Origin of the sequence: Sulfitobacter sp. EhC04, assembly GCF_001650875.1 — a bacterium.
Classification (GTDB): Bacteria; Pseudomonadota; Alphaproteobacteria; order Rhodobacterales; family Rhodobacteraceae; genus Sulfitobacter.
In genome coordinates, this window is the sequence record NZ_LXYI01000002.1 from 13,871 (window position 1) to 29,707 (window position 15,837).

Sequence of the window (15,837 nt, forward strand, 5' to 3'; positions counted from 1 at the left end):
AGCGCATGTTCCCGATGTGCTACGGCTCCGAGCTGACGTCCAACGCGATGCTCAAATGGCAGGAAGACCGCAAAGTCGGGTGGCACTACATCGCACCCGGAAAACCGATGCAGAATGGTCTGGTCGAGAGCTTCAATGGCCGGATGCGAGAGGAATGCCTCAACGAGCACCTGTTCCCGTCTTTGCGCCATGCCTGCCGCATGATTGCGGCATGGCGCGACGACTACAATCACCACCGCCCGCATTCGAGCCTCGACGGGCTCACACCGCGGGAGTATCACCAAAGGTCGGAAGAGGACCAAAACCTGAACAGAGCTAACTTATAAACGCGGACTCTAAGGGGAGCAGGTCAGAGCGTTTGTTCGGAAATAGGCCAACCAGCCATTCTAGTGTCCTTAGCTTTCGGGAAGTCTGTCACGGCGAACTACCGTCGCGCTCAGCCTTCGGTGAGAGAGAAGTTGCCGGATGTGAAATCGGGAAGCTTCCGCAACGCGTCATCCAAGCCGCTGCGAAACTGGACGCCGCTCTGATGCATGGCCGCCTCAAGCGTTCCAAGACAACCGATGATCATTGGAAGGTTCATATCTCCCAAATGGCCGATCCGGATCATCTTTCCGGCCGTCGGCCCAAAACCACCAGCTACGCTGACATCCAACTGTGTGCGCGCCAGCACCCGCGCGGCTTCTGCCATTGCATCGGGTTGGTCGATAATGACGGGTGTGACGGAGTTTGAGCGCTGCGAGGGCTCGCGCGCATAAAAGTCGATGCCCTCAGATTGCGTCCAAACGCTGACGCAGTCGCGGACGAACCCCCCCAGCAACGCATGCCGGTCTTGAATCTGCGTCAGGCCCTCACTTTTGATAAGGTGCAGTGCCTGCCGAAGCCCAAACAGCATGTGCGTTGGCGGTGTTCCACAGAACTTTTGGTAAACCAGCTCCTTTTGGCGTTCCTTCCAAGACCAATAGCAGTTTGGCGCGTTGAGCGTTGCAGAGCGTTCAAGCGCGCGACCGCTCACCGCAGTCAGGGACATGCCAGGCGGCAGCATCATGCCCTTTTGAACTGAAACCACTACGACATCGATGTTCGTATCCGCCATCGAGAGGGGCTCTGCTGCAAAGGATGCAATTGCATCGACCACAAGCAGAGCGGGATGATTGGCTGCATCAATTGCTGCGCGCACTTCAGCAAGATCAGTGCGAACACCGGATGCGGTATCTGTGTGAGCAACATAAACTGCCCGTATGGAGTGATCCTTGTCGTCGCCAAGGGTCTCTGTGATGCGCGACGGATCAACAGCCAGTCCGGGTTCACCTTTCAGAACCGTCGTTTGAACCCCAAGCATCTCGGTACATTCGACCCAGCGTTGACTGAAGAACCCCGTTTCCAGCATCAGAACCTGATCGTTCGGCCCGATCAGATTGCGCGTCGTTGCCTCCCAGGCGCCGTGTCCGTTAGAGGCATAAAGAAAAACCTCACCGTCAGTGTCAAAAAGTGGCGGCAGTTCCTCAAAGCACTCCCTGACGAGGTCCTCAAAACGCGAGTCCACAAAGTCGAGAGGTTGGCGCGACATGGCATTTAGAACCGATTGCGGGATATGCGTCGGTCCTGGGGTGTGAAGAAAGTTAATACCCGGCATGAGAATAGGAAGCTCCTAATTCAGTGTCTGTAGCTGTCGTCGATGGAATCCATCCATCGCATCATGGATTGCCAAAGGAGGTCGTTCTGAGAGCCGTTCTTCGCCAAGCGGGTGTGCTGCGCGGCGGCTTTGGTCCCGATCGCTTTCGCAGGAAAGGTGAGAGCGGCGCCTGAACTCTGAGCGGCTATTTGAACCTCGCAGGCCCGCTGCAGATGGTACATCTCGGCAAAAGCGTTAGGCAGCGAAACCCCACATGCCAGCAACCCGTGATTTCGGAGGATCATCACGTTATTTTGCCCAAGATTAGACGCGAGGCGATCGCACTCATCCTCGTCAATCGTGATGCCTTCGAAATCGTGATAGCTGACGCCATCCGTGTAGAACATCGACGGAAATGACAGCGGTAATAGGCCGTCCTTTTGACATGCGACGGCAAGACCAGCGGTCGTATGAGTGTGGATCACACAACTCGCATCATGCCTGTTCCGGTGGACAGCCGCATGAACCACAAACCCGGCTGGATTAATGGGGTGCGTCGCATCTCCAATGATCGTTCCGTCAAGATCGACTTTGACGAGATTGCTGGCGGTAACTTCCAGATAGGTGAGCCCGAACGGATTGATGAGGAAATGGTCAGTGCCCGGGACACGTAGAGTAATGTGGTTATAGATGAGCTCGTGCCAACCGAGTTGGTAAAAGAGGCGATACGCACACGCGAGTTCAACGCGTGCCTGCGCCTCGGCGCTGGTTTCATGTGCATCTAGTTTTTTCATTTTTGGTCTCCTTCAGTGTGGTTTGCGCCCAGCCGCAAAAGGCTCCAAGCAGGCGAAAGCGATTTCGTGCAGCGGGACTTGAAGATCGTGCTTTTTTGCCAAACCCACGATCCTGCCAGAGACCACGTCCAGTTCGAGCCGTCGACCTGCATCAAGGTCCTTTCTCATTGAGGCCACCATTTCCGGTGGAAAGGACTGCAACAAAGACACGGTCCGCGCTTTGGCGTCGTCAGGCAAAGTCAGGCCTTCCGCATTCGCAACAGAAATGATTTCGTCGATCGATCTTTCAGCCAGACTGAGCCGGTTAGCTTCGTGATAAATCGTCCCGGCGGGCAGTCTTGCCAGGCATGTCAATGCCGCATTGGTGGCGAACCCGAGGAACTTCATCCACAATTCGATCCGAACATCTGCATAGGTCGTCACAGACACACCAGCTTCACGCCAAGTGTCGGCAAGGGCATCCGCAACAGGATGTACCCCGTTAGCGTAAGAGCCTAAGACGATGTGGTTTTTCTTACCCGCAAAACTGACCCGGAAATCATCTTCTTTTGTGGCGGCCAAATAGACCGATCCCACGCACAGCCTGTCTGCTTCGAAAACCGAGTTTAGCGTGTCCCATGACGAGACCCCGTTTTGAAGGCCAATGGCACATCCAGACGGGCGCAAGAACGATGCTGTCTTCTGTGCTGCATCAAGAAGGTCATAATGCTTCACCATAAAAATGATCGCATCAAAATTGCCCTCTAAATCTCCCAGTGTGCAAGACCTGACGCCAGAAATGACCTCTTCACCCTGTTCTGAAACAAGTGCGATCGGCTGGTCAGAAGCGACCACAGGCGAACGAGAGAGGAGTGTTACATCCGCTCCTCCTTTGTGCAGCCAAGCTCCATACAGGAGACCAGTTGCACCACGGCCAACGATCAAGACTCGCATTCTATTACCTTTATCGCACAAAAGTTGCTATAAACGCAAAGTACGGATTGCGACGCGATAGTCAAGCCATGAAGTCGCTGAACGCGCTTTGCACGTTCGCTAGATTTCAGATCAGTTTTTGGAATGGTTTTGGGGCGTTATCCGGCGAGAGACTGAGCGCTGGCCACCGCGAGCTTGGCGGCGCGGTCAACATCCATATCTGCAAGAGCCACAACGCCGACACAGCACTCGATCGTGCGCGATGGATCAACAAAGCGCACAGGTGCGGCAACCCCAACCGCGCCTTTTTGAAGTGCGCCTCGTGTGACGCTAAACCCGTCCTTACGGGCCTCTACGACTTCTGGGAGGTCCTCCACTGTTGGCGCGCGCAGCGACAAGATAGCGATACCCGCGGCTCCTCGGTCGAGTGGATGACGGCTCCCTACTCGATAGCCAACACGAATGAGAGCGGCTTCCGGTTCCTCCACAACGATCGCCACGCAGTCATCTCCATCTGCGATTGAAAGAAACGCGGTGGCGCACGCATCGGCAGCCAGTTTTTTGAGAAGCTCAGAAGACCGCCGTCGCAATTGAGGCACAAAGTGGTTTTCCAGCTGTAGCACACCAGCGCCTAGATAGAGACGCCCGTCTTTGGAGCGTGTAACCAGTCGGTTGTCTTCAAGCGTGGAGGCTATGCGGTAGGCGATCGCGCGATCTACTCCAAGTTCCACCGCAAGATCTGCGATGCTCACGCCATCCTGAGCAGAACCTATGTAGAAGAGGGCTTTGATACCACGGTCCAAAGTCTGAAGAATTGCCATCTGCTTTGATCCTCGTATCCTGCTCGATCCACGTTCAATTCTACCGCCGCCTTGCCACTATTGTAAGTTCACCTTTTGACGTCGAGTGCTTGTTGGACTTCCCGCTACGTCACTAGGTCATGTTGACAAATGGCGGAGCCATAGGCGGATAGATGTGATGTCGATGAAGCCGAGGAAGCTCTCGGCGGTCTTGTCGTAGCGGGTCGCGACGCGGCGGGCGTTCTTGAGCTTGTTGAAGCACCGCTCGACGAGGTTGCGCAGGCGGTAGAGGGTTCGGTCCACGGCCACGCGCAGCTTGCGGGTCTTTCGCATGGGGATGACTGGCACGACGTTGCGCGCCTCCATGATTTTGCGAACGTTGTCAGAGTCATAGCCTCGATCTGCCAGCAGGACAGACGGCTCGGGCAGGTTATCGGCCATGACCAGATCGAAGCCCAGGTAGTCCGATGTCTGGCCAGGCGTGATCTCCGATCTCATGGGCAGGCCGACGCCGTTGACGCGGAGGTGGATCTTGGTCGTGAAGCCACCCCTTGAACGGCCAAAACCCTGTCGCGGAGTCCCCCTTTAGCGCCCGCTGCCTGATGATGGGCGCGAACCACGGTGCTGTCGATCATTTGCAGGGCATCGGGAACTAACCGACTTTCGTTCAGCGCATCCATGATCTGCTCCCAGAGCCCGGCCAACGTCCAGCGCCGGAACTGGCGATAGACCGACGACCACTTGCCGAACTCCTCGGGCAAGTCCCGCCACGGTGACCCGGTGCGCGCGATCCAGAAAATCCCATCCAGAACAAGACGGTGGTTCGTAGGTTTGCGTCCGTTCGGGGCGCGAACGGCTAGGATGAAGGGCTCATGAAACGCCCACTCCTCGTCCGACATCAGGTCTCGTGCCAAGCTGATCTCCATCGCAGATAACAGCTTGAATCATGTCAATGCGGCCTTGTGAATCCCTTTTGTCAACACGCCCTAATGACCGATAACCGGGGGCCGGTCTTTATACGGCCCTGATCGCTTCAGTGATTTTCTGTTTCATCCAGGCCAGTCCGGGTTCGGCGACAAAGACATCTGACCAGAACAGCCGTACTTCGATCAGTTTTGTCTCGAACGGCAGGTCCGCATAAACAACGTCGTGTGTCGCCTGGAATGCCAGAGCGATCCGGGAGGGGACAGTGACGATCATGTTCGTGCTGGAAACGGCGCTCGGCACGCTTGAATAATGGGCAACCCTCAGCCCCAGTTTGCGCTCGGGCAGCTGTTCGCTGATCAGCCTGTCGCCGGAATTGTGGTAGCTGGTGGGCGAGACGACTTCGATGTGGGGGCACTTGAGATAGGCGTCCAGTGACATGCCGCCCGTCAGATAGTCATTCCGCGGGGAATAGAGGCACACATATTTTTCGTCGAACAGATGCGTGTTGGGAATTCTGTCGACGAGCGTCGGAAGATAACCGATCGCAAAGTCGATCTGATTGGTCCGCAATGCATCGTCGAGGTCATCGGTCTTCAGCGCATGCGTTTCAATCACGATACCCGGCGCTTCGTGATACATGTTCCGCAGCAGTACCGGGATGAACTGCATTTCCCCGATGTCGGACATCGCGATGCGTACCGACCGGTTCGTCGAGGCCGGATCGAAAGTGCCGATATTGGTCATCGCGAGGTCCAGAGTTTCCAGCGCGGGTTTCACCTTGGCGTAGAACACAGAGGCAAAGGATGTCGGGACCATACCCTCCCGGTTGCGTACAAACAGCGGATCGCCTGTCTGTTCTCGCGTCTGGGCAAGCAGGTAGCTGGCCGCCGACTGTGAGATCGCACATCTCTCGGCGGCGACCGAGACGCTGCGCGTCTGATACACGTGACAGAACAGCCGCAGCATGTGCAGTCCGATATGCGCTTTCATCCTGGCCTCCAGTCGGGCGGTATCAAAGAATTCGATTTCTACCATGGGTATAATCAATTTGCCAGATTAAGGTCGGCTCTCTAGCTTTTGCCCTGAGGAGAGGTCCGGGCGTGACGAAGATGTCAGTCCGGCCCGAAATCGAAGCCCGGCACTTGCGGGTTTCAACACGTTCAGGGAGGAACGAATGACCAAACGTTTTACCAGTCTTGCCGTTGTGACACTTGCAGCTGCGCTGCCCGCATTTGAGGCCGCCAGTGCCCAGGATGTGACCCTGCGCGCGGTCAGTGCTTTTCCGACTGGTTCGACCTTTCAGCTGCCGTTCAAGAAGTTCATCGACGAAGTGAACGCGGCGGGTGACGGCTCTGTCACCATCACCTATGTCGGCGGGCCCGAAGCCATTCCGTCGCTCGAAGTTGCCAATGCGGTATCCTCGGGCGTCGTCGATATCGCCGTTGTCCCGACATCGTTCTACACCGCCGAACTGCCCGGCGCTGCCATGATCAAGCTGGCCACGACGACCATGCCCGAGCAGCGGGAGAACGGATGTTTCGAACTGCTCGATACGCTGCATCAGGAAGGCATGAACACAAAGTACCTGGGCCGGACCGGGGATCACGTGCAGTTTCACCTCTATCTGAACAAAAAGATCGAGGAGCCTGATCTTTCCGGGCTGAACCTTCGTGTGGCCGCAACCTATCAGGCGCTGTTCGGTGAGCTCGGTGCAAACATGGTCAATACCCCTCCGGGTGATGTCTACTCTGCGCTCGAGCGGGGTACCGTGGATGGCTACGGCTGGCCGTCGATCGGCATCTTCGACCTTGGATGGGATGCCCATACGTCCTATCGCGTCGATCCCGGGTTCTACATCGTCGACGTCAACTTTCTGGCCAACCTCGACACATGGAACAATCTGACGGACGAACAGAAGGCGCTTCTTGAAGGCAAGATGATCGATATCGAGACCGGCGAGCAGGAGAATGCGCAGCTGGTCGAAAAAGAGCTGGCACGTCAGGAGGCCGCGGGTATCGAGGCGATCACCTTTGACGGAGAGGCCGGAGATCTGTGGGAAAAGACCGCGCAGGACGCGGCCATTGCCGAGATCGCCGAAGCTGATCCGCAGGCTGTCGAAAGCCTGCGCGGATGCCTGATTCCGGGCGAGTAATGGGACTGAGCCGCCTTCTCGACGCCGCCCTGATGGCATGTGCAGTTCTTGCAGGTGCCATCTTTGTCGCAATTACCGTGGCTGTACCGCTTGATGCGCTTGGCCGCAGTTTCCTTGCAAAATCGATGTTCGGTATCAACGATATGGTTGAGTATGGACTGATGGCGGCTGTCCTTCTTGCCGCGCCCTGGGTTCTGAGCCGGGGCGGGCATGTGACAGTGGACGTCATCGCGGTGATGATCCAGGGCAGGGCAGGCCGCCTCCTGAGTGTCCTCGTGAGCCTGCTGGGTCTTTTGGTATCGCTCATCATATTCTGGTATGCGGCGCAGGCGCTGGCTTCGGCCTATACGTCGGGCCGTATGGTCCGCAAAGTCCTCGTCTTTCCGCAATACTGGACGTTCATCCCCCTCTGTATCTGCTTTGCACTCACATCGTGTGAGTTTCTGCGCCAGCTGATCAGAGGCCGGATTCTGAGCGCAGGACTGAGTATCTGACATGGAATGGGCAACTACCTTGGTGCTGATGTTCGGCGGCCTTATTGCGCTGCTTGCCATTGGCCTTCCCGTGGCATTCGCCTTCCTCGTGGTCAACATCTCCGGTGCTTGGCTGGTGTTCGGCGGCGAGATGGGCATGATCCAGCTGGTCCGGAATGCGGTTACATCGCTGTCCAGTTTTACGCTGGTCCCGATCCCGCTGTTCGTGCTCATGGGCGCGATCATGTTTCACAGCGGCGTCGCACAACGGGCCATCGGGGCTATCGACGTGGCGATCCACAAGGTGCCGGCACGGCTGTCTGTCGTGACTGTTGCCGCCGGAACCGTTTTTGCCGCTTTGTCCGGATCGTCAATGGCCAATGCAGCCCTTCTGGGCAAGACGATGCTGCCAGAGATGCTGAAACGCGGCTATCATCCGACACTGGCCATGGGGCCGATCATGGCTTCGGGGGCGATCGCGATCCTGATCCCGCCATCGGCGCTCGCCGTTCTGTTGGGGAGCCTTGCCAAAATCTCGATTGCGAAACTGCTTGTCGCAGGGATCGTACCGGCCATAATCATGGCTTTCGGCTTTCTCTTTGTCATCGTGTATCAGGCGGTGCGGTATCCCGACCGCTGCCCGGCAGAAGCGCCGCTGGACCTGCCGTTTCGTGAACGGTTTCTGCCGCTGATGCGTGATGTCCTGCCGCTGAGCCTCGTGCTGGTCGCCGTCGTCGGAACGCTGCTGGCCGGGATCGCGACGCCGACGGAGTCCGCCGCGTTCGGGTGTCTTGCGGCCGCGCTGATCTGTGTCTTTTACCGCAGTTTCAGCCTTGAGATGATGCGCAAGGCGATTTTTGAAACCGTGGCATTGTCGACGACAATCCTGTTCATCGTCGTGGCCAGCCAGACGTTCAGCCAAATCCTGTCGTTTTCGGGCGCGACGCAGCAGATCGTAAACTATGTGTCGAACTCGTCTGCCGGACCGATGATCATTCTTCTGGGGATTATCGGCCTGCTTCTCGTGCTGGGCTGCTTTGTCGATCAGATCAGCATGATGATGCTGACCATCCCACTGGTATTTCCGATCGCACAGAGCGCCGGAATTGACCTCATCGTTCTGGGGACAACCTATCTGCTGGCGATGGAGATTGCGCTATTGACGCCTCCGTTCGGGCTGCTGCTGTTCGTGATGAAATCCGCAGCGCCGGCGCATATTTCGACAGCGGATGTTTATCGGGCCGTTCTGCCGTTTCTGGTCGTCAAACTCGCTGTGCTTGCACTGGTGGTTGCGCTTCCGGGTCTCGTGCTCTGGCTCCCCAACCTGATCGGTTAACGGAATACTCATGACAAACTCTACTCTCAAATCGGATCTGTTCACAAAGCTGGTCGAGGCGCTTGGCGAGACCGTGGTGACCGACGGACCGGAGGTCGCAGCCAACCGGCTCGTGGACTGGGGCAGCGAAGAGGCCGAGGCCGAAACGCCCCTTGCCGTGGTGCGTCCGCGCACCACCGAGGATGTTGCAACGGCGTTGCGGATCTGCTGCGACGCCGGCGTGTCCATCGTTCCGCAGGGCGGCCTGACAGGTCTGCTGGGCGGCGCGAACGCGCTGTCCGGATCGGTCGTGATCAACGTTGAACGGATGAAGGCCGTGCTCGAGATTGATCCCGACGCCCAGACCGTGACAGTCGAAGCGGGTGCCACACTTCAGGCCGTACAGGAGGCCGCCGACGCGGCCGGGCTGCTGTATCCGTTGGATATCGGCGGGCGGGGTTCCTGCACCATCGGCGGCAATATCGCGACCAATGCCGGGGGCAATCGTGTCCTGCGATACGGCATGACGCGCGATCTTGTTCTGGGCGTTGAGGCTGTTCTGGCGGACGGCACGGTGGTGACGTCGATGAACAAGATGCTGAAGAACAATACCGGTTACGACTGGAAACAGATGTTCATCGGCAGTGAGGGGACGCTTGGGATTGTAACCAGAGCGGTGCTGAAACTGTTTCCGAAACCGCTTTCGGTTGAAACCTGTCTCGGCGCAGTGAAGGAATTTGACGACATTCTGCCGCTTCTGGCGCGGGCGCGATCGGTGCTGTCTGCCAATCTCTCAGCCTTTGAGGTGATGTGGGAACGCTTCTACGAGGTGGCCGTTGAAACGCACCAGCCACCGCCAATCGCACCGGGTTACGCAGGCTATGTGCTGATCGAATCTTCGGGGAGTGATCCGGCAGGTGACCGGGCGCATTTCCAGTCCTTTCTGGAGAGCTGCCTGGAAGACGGCCTGATCGTGGATGCGATGATGCCGCAGTCGCAGTCCGATGTGGATACGATCTGGGCCATCCGCGACCGCTCTGGTGAAATGGTCCGCGACCTGCGGCCCCTGTGCAATTACGATGTCAGTATCGAAACGTCGCGCATCGGCACGTTCACGACAGACCTTCAAGCGCACATGCGCGAAGAATGGCCGGACGTGGATATGCTGTGTTTCGGGCATCTGGCCGATAGCAACGTCCATATCTTCATGCGGACGGGTGAAACCCCGTTCCCGAAGGACCGTATCGACGACCGTTTCTATGGGTTCGTTCGTGACTGGAAGGGTTCGATTTCCGCTGAGATCGGGATCGGACTGCAAAAGCGCAGGTTCCTGTCCTTTTCGCGGTCGCCAGAGGAACTGGCGCTGATGAAGCGGGTCAAGCAGGCGCTGGATCCGAACAATCGCATGAATCCGACCAAGGTCTTTAAACCCGAACCAGGGGTCTGAGGCAGACACGACCGGCCCCTGTTCCGCCGGGACAACCAATCCATCCACTTGATCCTTTGAAATCGGGGAGGACTTCGCATGACCGCTGACCAAACACTGAAGAACCTGGATTCGGCAACGCCTGTTACGGGCGATGCGTCCAGAGAATACCTGACCGGCGTTCAGGCCCTTGTCCGGCTGCCCCTCGCACAGCTTGAGCGCGACCGCGCGGCCGGGCTGCGGACCGAAGCCTTTGTCACGGGATATCCCGGATCCCCGCTCGGCGGGTATGATATGGCGCTCGACCGCGCCAAGGTCGGAGATCATGGTATCCGGCACGTACATGCCCAGAATGAGGAACTGGCCGCCACCTCTATCATGGGGACCCAGATGCTTGACGGGTTCCCGCATGACAGTGTCGATGGTGTCGTGTCGTTCTGGTACGGGAAAGGTCCGGGTGTCGACCGGTCCGGGGATGCGTTCAAACACGGAAACTTTGCGGGCACCAGCAAACACGGCGCCGTGGTGATCCTGAGCGGGGAAGACCACGAAGCCAAATCGTCCAGCGTTCCCTATCAGCAGGAATTCGCATTTGAGCATGCCGGGATTCCGGTTCTGTACCCCGGTTCCGTGGCCGAATTTCTGGACTATGGCCTGCATGCAGTGGCGCTGTCGCGTTACAGCGGGTGCTGGGTCGCCATGAAACTGGTGGCGCCCCTCTGCGATGGCGGCGAGGTCATCGACACGTCGGCGCTCGGCGTGCCGGTCGTTCCGGAAGGCCTCGAAATTGAGGGGAAACCTTTTTCGAAGGCGACGGATTTCAACTTCTTCCCGGTGCTCAATGTCGGTACCGAAGCGCGTCTTTACAATGAGCGGCACGAGGCCGTTCTGGCCTACGCCCGGGCGAACGGCCTGAATACAGTGACCCAGAAAGGTCCGAACGACCGGATCGGGATTGTGACTGCCGGAAAAAGCCACGCGGATGTCCGCGCCGCGCTCTCCAGCCTCGGCATGGACGACGCCTATCTGAGCGAGCAGGGCGTGCGCGTCGCCAAAGTCGGGCTTCTCTGCCCTTCGGACACGACCTTCTTCCGTGACTTTGCCACTGGTCTGGATCTGATTATTGTCGTTGAAGAAAAGCGGGATTTTCTGGAACGGCAGGTGGCCCATGCGATTGCGGGCCACTCCGGGGCGAGGATCATCGGGAAACACGATCTCGACCGGCGACGGCTGTTTCCCGTCGAAGGTGGGATGGACATCGATATCGTCACCAAGGGCCTTGCCCGGGTTCTCGATCCGCTCGTTCCGATGCCCGCCAAAGGCGGGTCCCGCCTGTCGTCAATTGCACAGGCGGATACGGCACCGCCGCCCAAGCTGTTTTCAAGCCGGACACCGAACTATTGTTCCGGCTGCCCGCACAACAGATCGACGAAACTCCCGGATGGTCAGATCGCATGGGGCGCTCCCGGCTGTCACGTATTCGCGGCGATCATGGAACAGCCTGAACGACGGATCGAGGCGATGACACAATACGGTGGCGAAGGTCTGCCGTGGATCGGACTGTCGCCCTATACGTCAAAGAAGCACATCGTTCAGAACATCGGGGATGGATCCTACTACCATTCCAGCAATCAGAACATCCGCTATGCCGTCACGACCGGCCAGCGCATGACCTTCCGCATTCTCTATAACGGTGTCATCGCAAATACCGGCGGGCAGGATTACGCATCGAGCAACAGTATCGAAAAGCTCTGCCGTCGGCTTGAAATCGACGGGGTCAAGAAGATCGTCCTCGCAACCAAGGATCCGTCCGTCTATCGGCGGCGGAATCTGCCCGACAATGTGGCGCTGCGACAGCCGGACGAAATTTCGGCGGCTCTGAAAGAGCTGGAGGAGGTCGACGGCGTCACCGTGCTGATCTACGACGGCGACTGCGCCAATGAACGTCGCCGGAGGCAGAAACGCGGCCTCGCGCCGAAACCTGCGAAGTTCACAGTTGTCAACGAAGACGTTTGCGAAAACTGCGGCGACTGCGGGCGCAAGGCAAACTGCATGTCGCTTCAGAAGGTCGAGACAAGGTTCGGCAAGAAGACGCAGATCCACCAGTCTTCGTGCAATCAGGATCGGGCCTGTGTGGAAGGAGACTGTCCTTCGTTCGTGTCGGTACACGTGAAAGAAGGCACCGGACCCGGTAAGGTCGCATTGCCGGAATTTCCCGACGAAATCAGCGATCCGGTGCGCCCGAACCTCGACCGGCCGTATTCGATCTACATTCCGGGGGTCGGTGGTACGGGCGTGATCACGCTGAACGCGATGCTGGCGCAGGCGGCGATGCACGACGGTCTGAACGTCAAGACATACGACCAGACCGGTGCTGCGCAGAAATGGGGCGCGGTTCTGTCCAGTCTTATCGTGTCGCACCCTGATACAGAGATCGTCGGAAACAAAGTCGCGACCCGCAGTGCGGATCTGTATCTGGCCGCCGACATGGTGGCAGGCGCAGAGCCGGTCAACCTGAAAGTCTGCGACAAGGCACGCACCGTTGCCGCCATCTGCACAGATATTCTGCCGACCGGGGAAATGATCCGGGACGTGTTCTTCCAGTCGGACCCCACAGGCATCCGGGACCACATCGCGACCCATGCGATGCCGGGGGGCACCGTCGCAACACCGGCCCTGACCATCGCAGAGCGGCTGTTTGGAAACTACATTCTGTCGAATATGGTCACGGTCGGGGCGGCCTATCAGGCCGGCTACCTGCCAATTTCCGCCGCCGCCATTGAAAAGTCGATGGAGGCCGCCGGATCTGCGGCAAAGTCCAATATCCTCGCATTCCGTGCAGGGCGGCTGTCCATCGCGGATCCGGACCGACTGGCGGGCATGATGGAAAGCGGGCAGGTGACACTGGCGGACAGGTTAGCAGAGACATCCGCCGTGCCGTCGATCGTTGAGACGCAGGTAAAGCCCCTCATGGGACGGCTTTCGGGCCTGCCGGAGGACACAACTACACTGGTGGAAGACCTTGCCGCCGATCTGGTGATCTATCAAAACCTGTCCTACGCCCGGCGTTATACCGAGCGCCTGTCGCGGATTGCCGAGATCGCGACGGATCGCGCCCCGGCTCAGGCTGACCGCCTCGTGCGTCTTGCCGCCAAGAACCTGCACAAGATCATGGCCTACAAGGACGAGTATGAAGTGGCGCGACTGCTGACTGACCCGGTCTTTGAAACGCGCCTGCGGAAGGCCTATCCCGGGATGGTCGGAATGAGCTATAACCTTCAGCCGCCAACCTTCCGCTGGCTGTTCCCGGCCCGCAAGGTTGAAATCGGCGGATGGTTCCGACCCGCGCTTTCGCTGCTGGCCCGGATGAAGACGCTGCGTGGCACGGCACTTGATCCGTTCGGACGCAACCCGGCCCGTCGCGCGGAGCGCGAGGCCGTGACGTGGTACGAGGGCGTGCTAACGACGGTTTCTGATCGGCTGACCCTTGCAAACGCGGACATTTGTGCAGAAATGATCGCGCTGCCGGACGACATCCGCGGCTACGAAGACCTGAAGACCGAGTCGCTGGCACGGGCAAAGATAATGGCGACCGACCTGACGGCGCAGCTTTGAGGGCGCCGGGCCAGACGGCGGGTCATCCGAAACGGGGGGCGTCTGCGTGAGCCAAGCATTCTCTGTAGAGGACTACCGGCGCAAGGCGCGGCGGACCCTTCCCAAGATCGTCTTTGACTTTCTTGAGGGTGGGGCGGATGCGGAACATGGATTACGCCGGAACCTTGATGCGTTTGACGACTGGCGTTTTCTTCCGGCCCGGCTGAGGGATGTCAGTGCCGTCTCGATCCGGACTCGGATATGGGAGAAGGATCTGGCGCTTCCCGTCTACGTCTCTCCGACCGGGCTGAACGGTATTCTGCGTCCCGGTGCCGATGCCATTCTTGCCCGTGTTGCCGCACGCCATGGCATTCCCTTTGCCCTCTCGACGGCTTCGAATATGTCGATCGAAGAGGTCGCCCGCGCCGCGGACGGACAGAAATGGTTTCAGCTGTATGTCATGAACCGGGACCTCGCGGATCAGATGGTCATCCGGGCCAGAGATGCGGATTACGATGCGCTGATCCTGACGGTTGATGTGCCGGTGAACGGCAACCGCGAAAGGGACAAAAGAAACGGTTTCGGCGTGCCGATCCCGCTGAACGCGCGGACTGTTGCGGACGGTGCGCTCCATCTCCCGTGGTCGCTGCGGCTGATGCGGACCGGGGTGCCGAAACTGCGGAATTTCGAAACGGCCTCTGCCAAAACCCTGTCAGCGCAGCAGGCTTTGCTGTCACGTCAGATGGATGCCAGCTTTGACTGGGACGATCTGGCGCGCTTGCGTGACGCATGGCCGCGCAAGCTGATCGTCAAGGGTCTGAACCGGATTGACGACGCGATGCGCTGCCAGACGCTTGGCGTGGATGCGGTGATCTTGTCGAACCATGGCGGGCGGCAGCTTGACAGTGCAGAAGCGCCGGTCCGGCTGGCCGGGCCTGTGTCCGACGCGCTGGATATCCCGGTATTCTTCGACAGCGGTGTGCGCCGTGGCTCTGACGTGGTCAAAGGCCTGTGTCTGGGGGTATCCATGGTGGGTCTGGGCCGGGCGCTGCTATACGCGCTGGCTGCCGAGGGTGAGGCGGGGGTCGATGCTTGCCTTGGGATCATTGCGGAGGAGATCACCCAGACGATGGCTCTCCTCGGGGCGCCCATTATTGAAGATCTGGGTCCTGATTTCATGACTAGGGTCAGGACCCATTGATTTCCGTTGAGCGGCGTGATTCACGGCTCAAAAACGAGCGGTGAACATGTCTGATCTGTTTTGGCTGACCGACGCCCAGATGGCGCGTCTTGAGCCCTTCTTTCCGAAGTCCCACTCAGCACGCGTCGATGACCGACGTGTGCTGAGTGGGATTATCTTCATCAATCGCAATGGCTTGCGGTGGCGGGATGCCCCCACCGCCTATGGGCCTCACAAGACGCTCTACAACCGTTGGAAACGATGGAGCGACAAGGGTATCTTCGCGCGAATGATGGCCGGTCTGGCTGCCGAGCACGGCGAGACGAAGACCGTGATGATCGACGCGACGTACCTCAAGGCCCACCGAACAGCGACCAGCTTGGGCGTGAAAAAGGGGGGCGTGGACGCCTGATTGGTCGGACGAAGGGCGGCATGAACACTAAACTGCACGCTATCTGCGACAGCCAGGGCCGACCGCTCAACCTCTTCGTCACCGCCGGACAAGTCAGCGACTACATCGGCGCACGGGCACTTCTCAGTAGCTTGCCGGATGTCGATTGGTTGCTCGGGGACCGCGGTTATGATGCCGACTGGTTCAGAGAAGCTGTCGTAGTACCCTAATAAAAGAGAAATTACCGCTTCTGGCCTA

12 protein-coding genes and 2 pseudogenes are annotated in these 15,837 nt (G+C 58.6%); 8 read left to right on the top strand and 6 right to left on the bottom strand.

The features are described from left to right. Positions 1-23: 23 nt before the first annotated feature. A pseudogene (locus A8B82_RS01305) lies at positions 24-326 on the top strand (integrase core domain-containing protein); the annotation flags it as partial. 110 nt (positions 327-436) lie between these two features. On the opposite strand, the gene A8B82_RS01310 reads toward A8B82_RS01305, so the two are convergent. The 6 genes from A8B82_RS01310 to A8B82_RS01340 all read right to left on the bottom strand — a co-directional run bounded on the left by A8B82_RS01310 (position 437) and on the right by A8B82_RS01340 (position 6,014). After that, the gene (locus A8B82_RS01310) at positions 437-1,636 is read right to left on the bottom strand and encodes a pyridoxal-phosphate-dependent aminotransferase family protein (RefSeq protein ID WP_067287360.1); all 1,200 of its coding nucleotides are present in this window, start codon (positions 1,634-1,636) and stop codon (positions 437-439) included. A gap of 20 nt (positions 1,637-1,656) precedes the next feature. Continuing rightward, positions 1,657-2,409 carry a class II aldolase/adducin family protein gene (locus A8B82_RS01315; protein ID WP_067287363.1) on the bottom strand — a complete coding sequence of 251 codons (753 nt, stop codon included), beginning with the start codon at positions 2,407-2,409 and terminating at the stop codon, positions 1,657-1,659. Positions 2,410-2,421: 12 nt separating this feature from the next. Then, a complete protein-coding gene (locus tag A8B82_RS01320) occupies positions 2,422-3,342 on the bottom strand; it encodes a ketopantoate reductase family protein (protein ID WP_082899082.1) in 921 nt (306 codons plus the stop codon). A 137-nt stretch (positions 3,343-3,479) separates the two neighbouring features. After that, on the bottom strand, positions 3,480-4,142 hold the full coding sequence (locus A8B82_RS01325) for an IclR family transcriptional regulator (RefSeq protein WP_067287370.1): 663 nt from the start codon (positions 4,140-4,142) through the stop codon (positions 3,480-3,482). 117 nt (positions 4,143-4,259) lie between these two features. Next, a protein-coding gene (locus tag A8B82_RS23405; protein ID WP_138069638.1) for an IS5 family transposase occupies positions 4,260-5,047 on the bottom strand; the annotation gives its coding sequence in 2 pieces (ribosomal slippage) (positions 4,260-4,708 and positions 4,708-5,047; 789 coding nt in all). Between the two features lie 88 nt (positions 5,048-5,135). After that, positions 5,136-6,014 carry a LysR family transcriptional regulator gene (locus A8B82_RS01340; RefSeq protein ID WP_161489406.1) on the bottom strand — a complete coding sequence of 293 codons (879 nt, stop codon included), beginning with the start codon at positions 6,012-6,014 and terminating at the stop codon, positions 5,136-5,138. A 208-nt stretch (positions 6,015-6,222) separates the two neighbouring features. Between A8B82_RS01340 and dctP the strand changes: the two genes are divergently transcribed. The 7 genes and pseudogenes from dctP to A8B82_RS23410 form a co-directional block, all read left to right on the top strand. Beyond that, positions 6,223-7,200, top strand: coding sequence for a TRAP transporter substrate-binding protein DctP (gene dctP / locus A8B82_RS01345; protein ID WP_067287382.1), 978 nt, complete (start codon positions 6,223-6,225; stop codon positions 7,198-7,200). Further along, positions 7,179-7,694 (top strand): TRAP transporter small permease, encoded by a 516-nt coding sequence (locus tag A8B82_RS01350; protein ID WP_082899083.1) that lies wholly within the window; start codon positions 7,179-7,181, stop codon positions 7,692-7,694. The genes dctP and A8B82_RS01350 overlap by 22 nt, the downstream gene beginning before the upstream one ends. A 1-nt stretch (position 7,695) precedes the next feature. Next, positions 7,696-9,009 (top strand): TRAP transporter large permease, encoded by a 1,314-nt coding sequence (locus A8B82_RS01355; RefSeq protein WP_067287387.1) that lies wholly within the window; start codon positions 7,696-7,698, stop codon positions 9,007-9,009. 10 nt (positions 9,010-9,019) lie between these two features. Then, entirely contained in the window at positions 9,020-10,435 is a 1,416-nt protein-coding gene (locus tag A8B82_RS01360) for an FAD-binding oxidoreductase (protein ID WP_067287390.1), read from the top strand. Positions 10,436-10,513: 78 nt separating this feature from the next. Further along, complete coding sequence (locus A8B82_RS01365; protein WP_067287393.1) at positions 10,514-14,029, top strand: indolepyruvate ferredoxin oxidoreductase family protein; 3,516 nt, start codon at positions 10,514-10,516, stop codon at positions 14,027-14,029. Positions 14,030-14,075: 46 nt separating this feature from the next. Next, the gene (locus A8B82_RS01370) at positions 14,076-15,209 is read left to right on the top strand and encodes an alpha-hydroxy-acid oxidizing protein (protein WP_067287397.1); all 1,134 of its coding nucleotides are present in this window, start codon (positions 14,076-14,078) and stop codon (positions 15,207-15,209) included. Positions 15,210-15,255: 46 nt separating this feature from the next. Continuing rightward, positions 15,256-15,797 (top strand): annotated as a pseudogene (locus tag A8B82_RS23410) (IS5 family transposase); the annotation flags it as partial. Positions 15,798-15,837 lie beyond the last annotated feature (40 nt).

Excerpts from the sequence above, each read along its gene's own strand:
- A8B82_RS01355 (WP_067287387.1), top strand. The coding sequence starts at position 7,696 with ATGGAATGGGCAACTACCTTGGTGCTGATGTTCGGCGGCCTTATTGCG.
- A8B82_RS01350 (WP_082899083.1), top strand. The coding sequence starts at position 7,179 with ATGCCTGATTCCGGGCGAGTAATGGGACTGAGCCGCCTTCTCGACGCC.
- A8B82_RS01365 (WP_067287393.1), top strand. The coding sequence starts at position 10,514 with ATGACCGCTGACCAAACACTGAAGAACCTGGATTCGGCAACGCCTGTT.
- dctP (WP_067287382.1), top strand. The coding sequence starts at position 6,223 with ATGACCAAACGTTTTACCAGTCTTGCCGTTGTGACACTTGCAGCTGCG.
- A8B82_RS01325 (WP_067287370.1), bottom strand. The coding sequence starts at position 4,142 with ATGGCAATTCTTCAGACTTTGGACCGTGGTATCAAAGCCCTCTTCTAC.
- A8B82_RS01310 (WP_067287360.1), bottom strand. The coding sequence starts at position 1,636 with ATGCCGGGTATTAACTTTCTTCACACCCCAGGACCGACGCATATCCCG.
- A8B82_RS01360 (WP_067287390.1), top strand. The coding sequence starts at position 9,020 with ATGACAAACTCTACTCTCAAATCGGATCTGTTCACAAAGCTGGTCGAG.
- A8B82_RS01315 (WP_067287363.1), bottom strand. The coding sequence starts at position 2,409 with ATGAAAAAACTAGATGCACATGAAACCAGCGCCGAGGCGCAGGCACGC.
- A8B82_RS01320 (WP_082899082.1), bottom strand. The coding sequence starts at position 3,342 with ATGCGAGTCTTGATCGTTGGCCGTGGTGCAACTGGTCTCCTGTATGGA.
- A8B82_RS01340 (WP_161489406.1), bottom strand. The coding sequence starts at position 6,014 with ATGCTGCGGCTGTTCTGTCACGTGTATCAGACGCGCAGCGTCTCGGTC.